This is a genomic window from Isoptericola sp. NPDC056578 (assembly GCF_042793275.1).
Classification (GTDB): domain Bacteria; phylum Actinomycetota; class Actinomycetes; order Actinomycetales; family Cellulomonadaceae; genus Isoptericola.
Genome location: NZ_JBHTVC010000104.1, coordinates 1 through 6,949, shown reverse-complemented (window position 1 = coordinate 6,949; position 6,949 = coordinate 1). Strand labels below are relative to the sequence as shown.

The following is a 6,949-nucleotide window of genomic DNA, read 5'->3' as shown; positions in this document are numbered from 1 at the left end:
GCCGCGGCGGCACCCTGGTCGCGGCGGGTCGAGGGGCGCGCGGGCGGCGCGGTCGGGGCGCCGGCCGGCGGCGCGGGGCGCACCGGGGGCGTCGGGGCGACGGCGCGCGACATCTCGCCGGTGGGGCGCTGGATCGGGGCCAGGCGACCGGTCTCGTCCAGCCCGCGCACCCCGGCGGAGGTGGACGGCGGCCGCACCATCGGCGCGGGGGCCGGGGCGGCGGGCGCCGGGCTCTGCTCGCGGAGCGAGCGCCGCGACGGCGCGCTGGTCGCCGGCGCGGAGAAGCGCGGCGCGGGCGCCTGCCCGGGGGGCGGGGCGTACGGCGACCTCGCCGCGGCGGGCGCGCCGTACTCCGGCCCGGACGGCGCCGGCGGACCGGCGTTCGCCTGCGCGGCGGCGGCGGCCTGCTCCCGCTCGCGGATCTCGCGACGGGTCAGCGGGCGGGACGGGTTGTTGTCACTCATCGAGACCTCGATACAGACCGTGCTTGGCGATGTACTGGACCACGCCGTCCGGCACCAGGTACCACACCGGTTGGCCGGCCTGCGCCCGGCGACGGCAGTCGCTCGACGAGATCGCCAGCGCCGGGACCTCCAGCGTCGTGACCCCGTCGTGGGGCAGGCCGTCCACCATGAGCTGGTGCCCCGGCCGCGTGACAGCCACGAAGTGTGCCATCTCCCACAGGAGCGCGGCATCCTTCCAGGTCAGGATCTGCTCGATCGCGTCGGCGCCGCTGATGAAGAACAGGTCGGCGTCGGGTCGTTGCTCGTGCAGGTCCCGCAGCGTGTCGACGGTGTAGGTGAGCCCCGGACGGTCGATGTCGACCCGGCTCACCGTGAACCGGGGGTTCGACGCCGTCGCGATCACCGTCATCAGGTAGCGGTGCTCGGCCGGGGACACCTGCTGGTGCTGCTTGAAGGTCGGCTTGCCCGTGGGCACGAAGACGACCTCGTCGAGGTCGAGCAGTGCCGCCGCCTCGCTGGCGGCGACCAGGTGCCCGTGGTGGATGGGGTCGAAGGTGCCGCCCATCACGCCCAGGCGCGGACGGCGCGGCTGCGACGACGGCTCGTTCACGCTGACCGGACGGGGGCCGTCAGTGGTGGCGGTTGGACACGTTGCGGAAGGCGTACGTCACCACGAGCGCGGCGACCAGGCCACCGAACGCGAGGAGACCCATCGCGATCGGGGAGATGGTCTCGGCGTGCTCGGCGGCCTCCTGGGCCACCTGGACGGCGGTGTGCAGCACGGGTTCCTCCTGTGCGTGGGTGTGCGACGGGTCGCTTCGGGCAGGTTCGGGGGTCAGTCTCTCACGCGGGCCGGACGTGCCCGTCGCCGTGCACGACCCACTTGGTGGTCGTGAGCTCGGCCAGGCCCATGGGCCCGCGCGCGTGCAGCTTCTGCGTGGAGATGCCGATCTCGGCGCCCAGGCCCAGCTCGCCGCCGTCGGTGAAGCGCGTCGAGGCGTTCACCATGACGGCGGCCGAGTCGACCTCGGCGACGAAGCGCTCGGAGGCGGCCAGGTCGCGGGTGAGGATCGCCTCGGTGTGCCCCGACGACCAGGTGCGGATGTGCTCGATCGCGTCGTCGAGCGAGTCCACGACCCGGACGGCGAGCTCGAGGGCGAGGTACTCGGTGGCCCAGTCCGCGTCGGTCGCGGGGAGCACCTCCACCGACTCGGGCGCCAGGGCCACCGCGCGGGCGTCGCCGTGCAGCACCACGCCCGCCCCGCCGAGCGCCGCGAGCGCCGCGGGGAGGAAGGCCTCGGCGGCGTCGGCGTGCACCAGCAGCGTCTCGGCCGCGTTGCACACCCCGACCCGCTGCGTCTTGGCGTTCATGACGATCTCGACGGCGTTCGCCACGTCGGCCGTGGCGTCCACGTACACGTGCACGTTGCCGACCCCGGTCTCGATGACCGGCACGGTCGACGACTCGACGACCGTGCGGATGAGGTCGGCCCCGCCGCGCGGGACGAGCACGTCGACCAGCCCCCGCGCCTGCATGAGCGCGACGCCGCCGGGGCGCCCGTACGCGTCGATGGTCTGCACGAGGTCGGCGGGCAGGCCCTGGGCCTCCAGCGCACGGCGCAGCACGTCGACGACCACCGCGTTGGACGACGCCGCAGCGCTGCCGCCGCGCAGGATCACCGCGTTGCCGGACTTCAGCGCGAGGCCCGCGGCGTCGACCGTGACGTTGGGCCGCGCCTCGTAGATCATGCCGACCACGCCCATCGGCACGCGCAGCTGGCGCAGGCGCAGGCCGTTCGGCAGCGTCTGGCCGCGCACCACCTCGCCGACCGGGTCCGGCAGGCCGGCGAGCTCGCGCAGCGCGCCGGCGATGGCGCCGATCCGCGCCGGCGTGAGCGCCAGCCGGTCGAGCAGCCCGTCGCTCAGGCCGCGCTCCCGCCCGCGGGCGAGGTCGTCGGCGTTCGCCGTGACGATCTCGCCGGCCGCGGCCTCGAGCGCGTCGGCCAGCGCGTGCAGCGCGGCGTCCTTCGTGGCCCTGGTGGCGGTCGCGAGCGTCCGCGACGCGACCTGGGACCGCCGCGCGACGTCGCGCACGGCGGCCGTGACGTCGTCGCCCGCCGTGCCGGCTCCCGAGCCGCCCGCGGTCAGGTCCTCGGTGAGGGTCGTGGTCATCCCCCGAGAGTACGACGGTGGCGCGCGCGGCGGCAGGCCCCTCTCACCAGGAGGGACGGGACGCGGGCGGCGGCACGAACCGGGTGAACGCCGGGGCGTGGTCGACGGTCTGCTGGGTGACCACCTCGAACGTGGCGCGGTAGTCCGGGCCGAGCGCGTCCGCCGCGCGGTCCAGCGTCCGCGGGGCGAGCGAGGGCCACCGGCCGGTGTCGACGCGCCGCTCCAGCGTGCGCAGGGCGACGAGCTCCTCCCCCAGGCTCACGGACAGGTGCGCCCCCCGCTCGACGTACAGGCTCCGGAACCGGTCCGGGTGGCCGACCTCGGCCACGCGCCGGGCGAAGGACCGCTCTGCCGACGGCGGTGCGCCGCCGTCGCCGGTCGTGTGCAGGGTGAGCACCGGCGACGGCGTCGTGCCCTCCGGCCGGTGGGCCACCATCACCGCCCGGGCGGCCGGGTCCGCCACGATCGGGACGGCCGACTCCAGTGCGGCCAGGTCAGCGCGCAGGTCGAGCCCCGCCGCGGCGTACGCCGCCCGCACGCCGGCGCCGTCGCCGGACCGCGCGAGCCGCGCCCGCAGCCGGGTGAGGTCGGTGCTGCTGGGGTTGCCGCCCAGCGTCTCCTCGAGGTGCACCCGGGCGCTCGGCCCCAGGCCCAGCGTGTACGCCCCGACCAGCCACTGGGCCTGCCCGCGGGCCCACGCCTCGGGGTCCTCGGGGCGTGGCTCGTTCATCCAGTACCACCCGGTCACGGTGTTGAGGGAGGCGATGAGCGAGATCCGCGCCCGCCCCTCGGGCGACTCCGCCGCCGCAGTGAGGGCGGCGACCAGGGCGTCGCGGCTGGCCTGCGGGTCCGCCGCGTCCACGAGCTCGATCGGGTTGCCGTGGGCGTCGGTGCCGTCGGTGAGCAGCACGCGGGTCGCGAGGTTCATGTCGAGGATCGCGTCGAGCTGGCCCACCCAGTCCAGGACGCCGCCGACGGTGAGCACGCCGTCGATCCGGTCGGGCTCCGCCTCGGCGTGCTTCACCGCCGTGACGGCTCCCATCGACTGCCCGTAGGTGAGGGTGCGGTCCGGCTCGCCGACGGTCGCCTCGAACCAGTCGAGCAGCCGCGACTGGTCCGCCACGGCCGTGGGCACGGTGAAGTCGAGGCCCTCGCCCTGGAAGAGCGAGCCCGCGAGGGCGTACCCGTGGTCGGTGAGCGTCTCCTCGCTCAGCTCCTGGTTGCCCAGCAGGTGCGGCGCGGGGAAGCCTCCGAAGAACTCGGACGGGTAGTGCCCGTGGCTGAACAGCAGCAGGGTGCCGTTCCAGTCGTCCGGGACCAGCACGCGGTAGCGCGCCCCGGCCAGCTCGCCGGTGTACTCCGTCGGGTCCCGGTCGGACGCCGCGGCCGACGGCGCGACGACGAGGGCCGCCGCGACGGCGACGGCGGTGAGCGCCGCCGCCAGGGCGCGGCCGGCGGCGTGCGTGCGGGCGTGCGTGGGGGCGTGGTCGGGGGCGTGGAGATGACGGCGCATGCCGGCCTCCTGTGTCGGTGGCGGGTCGTGACGCGCCCGGTGCGCGCCCGTGCCCCTACCGACGCCCGTGGGCCGGCGAACTCATCGCCGGTGCTCGAGCACCAGGTCGTCGCGGTGCACGACCTCGCGGTCGTACCCCTCCCCGAGCTCGGCCCGCAGGTCGAACGTCGAGCGGCCCAGCAGGCCCGGGAGCTCGCCGGAGTCGAACGCGACGAGCCCGCGCGCCACGACCGCGCCGTCCGGCGCGACCAGCTCCACCGGGTCGCCCGCCTCGAACGTCCCCTCGACGCGCGTGACGCCCGCGGGCAGCAGCGACGCGCGGCCACCGAGCACCGCCCGCGCCGCGCCGTCGTCGAGGTGGAGCCTGCCGTGCGCCTGGGCCGCGTGCGCGATCCACAGCCGGCGCGCCGTCGTGCGCCGGCCGGTGACCGCGAAGAACGTGCCGACGTCCTCGCCCGCCAGCGCGGCCGCGACGTTCCGCGCGCTGGTCAGCACGACCGGCACGCCGGCGCCGGTCGCGATCCGGGCCGACTCGAGCTTGGTGACCATGCCGCCCGTGCCGACCGCGCTCCCCCGCGCGGTGACCTCGACCCCGGAGAGGTCCGCCAGGTCCGCCACGTGCGGGATGCGCCGGGCGCCGGGGCGCGACGGGGGCGCGTCGTGCAGGCCGTCCACGTCGGTGAGCAGCACCATCGCGTCGGCGCGCACGAGGTGCGAGACGAGGGCCGCGAGGCGGTCGTTGTCGCCGAAGGTCAGCTCGTCGGTGGTCACGGCGTCGTTCTCGTTGACGACCGGCACGACGCCGAGCGCCAGCAGCCGCTCCAGGGAGCGCTGCGCGTTGCGGTACCGCGACCGCCGCACCGTGTCCTCCGCGGTGAGCAGCACCTGCCCGATCTGCAGCCCGTGCGCGGCGAACGCCTCGGTGTACCGGGCCACCAGCTGACCCTGGCCCAGCATGGCCGCGGCCTGCATGGTGGCGACGTCGCGGGGCCGGGCGCTCAGGCCGAGCGGCCCGATGCCGGCCGCGATCGCGCCGGAGGAGACGAGCACCACCTGGGCGCCGCCCGCCACCCGCGCCGCCAGCACGTCGACGAGCGCACGCAGCGCCGCCAGGTCCAGGTGCCCGTCCGGGCCGGTGAGCGACGACGAACCGATCTTGACGACGACGCGGCGGGCGTCCGGCAGGCTGGTGCGGGAGGTGGCGGCGTTCACCCGTGCATTCTCGCCGGATCGGCGGTCAGTCGTCGTCGGGGTCCGTCCAGTGACCCGACTGACGCTCCGTCCACAGCTCGCGGCGCGCCTCGGTCTTGGCGTCCATGCGCTCCTGGTGCTCGCGGCGCTTGTCACCGCGGGTCGGGCGGTCGCTCTCGTCGAGGCGCAGGTCGGTGCCGCGCGCGCCCAGCAGCTCCGGGCCGGTGGAGAGCGTGGGCTCCCAGTCGAAGACGACGGCGTTCGTGGGGTCGCCGATGCGCACCTCGTCGCCCGCGACGGCGCCGGCCTTGAGGAGCCGGTCCTCGACGCCCAGCTTGGCGAGCCGGTCGGCGAGGAAGCCGACGGCCTCGTCGTTGTTGAAGTCGGTCTGCCGCACCCAGCGCTCGGGCTTGGAGCCGCGCACCTCGTAGTAGACGCCCTCGTGCTCCCGCTTGGCCGTCACGGTGAAGCCCGCCTCGTCGACGGCGCGCGGGCGCAGCACGACGCGCGTCGGCTCCGGCGCGGGGGCGGCCGCACGGGCGCGCTCCACGAGCTCGCCCAGCGCGAAGGTGAGCGGCCGCAGCCCCTCGTGGCTGGCGGTGGACACCTCGAAGACCCGCAGGCCGCGTGCCTCGAGGTCGGGGCGCACCAGCTCGGCGAGCTCGCGGGCCTCGGGGACGTCGATCTTGTTGAGGACGACGAGGCGCGGGCGCTCGGTGAGCGGCACCCGGCCGCCCTCGATGCCGAGGTCGCCGGCGTACGCCGCCAGCTCGGCCTCGATGACGTCCAGGTCGCTGAGCGGGTCCCGGCCCGGCTCGAGGGTGGCGCAGTCGAGCACGTGCACCAGCACGGCGGTGCGCTCGACGTGGCGCAGGAACTCCAGCCCGAGGCCCTTGCCCTCGCTGGCGCCGGGGATGAGGCCGGGGACGTCGGCCACGGTGTAACGGGTGTCGCCCGCCTGCACGACGCCGAGGTTGGGGATGAGCGTCGTGAACGGGTAGTCCGCGATCTTGGGCCGCGCGGCGGAGATCGCCGCGACCAGCGAGGACTTGCCGGCGCTCGGGTACCCGACGAGGGCGACGTCGGCGATCGACTTGAGCTCGAGGACGACCTCGTGCTCCTCCCCCGGCTCGCCGAGGAGCGCGAAGCCCGGGGCCTTGCGCCTCGGGGACGCCAGCGCGCGGTTGCCCAGCCCGCCGCGGCCACCCTGCGCGACGACGTACTCCGCGCCCGCGCCCACCAGGTCGGCGAGCACGTTCCCGTCGCGGTCCTTGACGACGGTGCCGTCGGGGACGGCGAGCACGAGGTCGCCGCCGTTGGCGCCGTCACGGTCGTCGCCCATGCCCTGCGTGCCGCTGGTCGCACGGCGGTGCGGGGAGTGGTGGTACTCGAGCAGCGTCGTCGTCTGCGGGTCCACGACGAGCTTCACGGTGCCGCCGTCGCCGCCGTTGCCGCCGTCGGGCCCCGCGAGGGGCTTGAACTTCTCGCGGCGGATCGACGCGACGCCGTGGCCGCCGTCACCGCCCACGGCGTGCAGCACCACGCGATCGACGAAGCTGGCCATGGTCAGATCCTCTCAGGCAAAGCGACGAGGGGCGCACCGCGACGG

General features: G+C 75.8%; 6 protein-coding genes and 1 pseudogene. All 7 read right to left on the bottom strand.

Annotation, left to right across the window (positions count from 1 at the left end):
* Window positions 1-464, bottom strand: a pseudogene (locus tag ACFQ80_RS22270) (hypothetical protein); the annotation flags it as partial.
* Window positions 457-1,029, bottom strand: a complete 573-nt coding sequence (gene nadD / locus ACFQ80_RS22265; RefSeq protein ID WP_430550379.1) for a nicotinate-nucleotide adenylyltransferase — start codon at window positions 1,027-1,029, stop codon at window positions 457-459. The pseudogene ACFQ80_RS22270 and the gene nadD, both read right to left, overlap by 8 nt.
* 64 nt (window positions 1,030-1,093) lie before the next feature.
* Window positions 1,094-1,246 carry a hypothetical protein gene (locus ACFQ80_RS22260; protein ID WP_429764031.1) on the bottom strand — a complete coding sequence of 51 codons (153 nt, stop codon included), beginning with the start codon at window positions 1,244-1,246 and terminating at the stop codon, window positions 1,094-1,096.
* Window positions 1,247-1,307: 61 nt separating this feature from the next.
* A complete protein-coding gene (locus tag ACFQ80_RS22255; RefSeq protein WP_430565176.1) occupies window positions 1,308-2,636 on the bottom strand; it encodes a glutamate-5-semialdehyde dehydrogenase in 1,329 nt (442 codons plus the stop codon).
* Between the two features lie 43 nt (window positions 2,637-2,679).
* Entirely contained in the window at window positions 2,680-4,149 is a 1,470-nt protein-coding gene (locus tag ACFQ80_RS22250) for a hypothetical protein (protein WP_430565175.1), read from the bottom strand.
* Window positions 4,150-4,230: 81 nt separating this feature from the next.
* Complete coding sequence (proB, locus tag ACFQ80_RS22245) at window positions 4,231-5,361, bottom strand: glutamate 5-kinase (protein ID WP_430565174.1); 1,131 nt, start codon at window positions 5,359-5,361, stop codon at window positions 4,231-4,233.
* Window positions 5,362-5,386: 25 nt separating this feature from the next.
* The gene (gene obgE, locus ACFQ80_RS22240; protein ID WP_430550176.1) at window positions 5,387-6,904 is read right to left on the bottom strand and encodes a GTPase ObgE; all 1,518 of its coding nucleotides are present in this window, start codon (window positions 6,902-6,904) and stop codon (window positions 5,387-5,389) included.
* Between the last annotated feature and the right edge of the window lie 45 nt (window positions 6,905-6,949).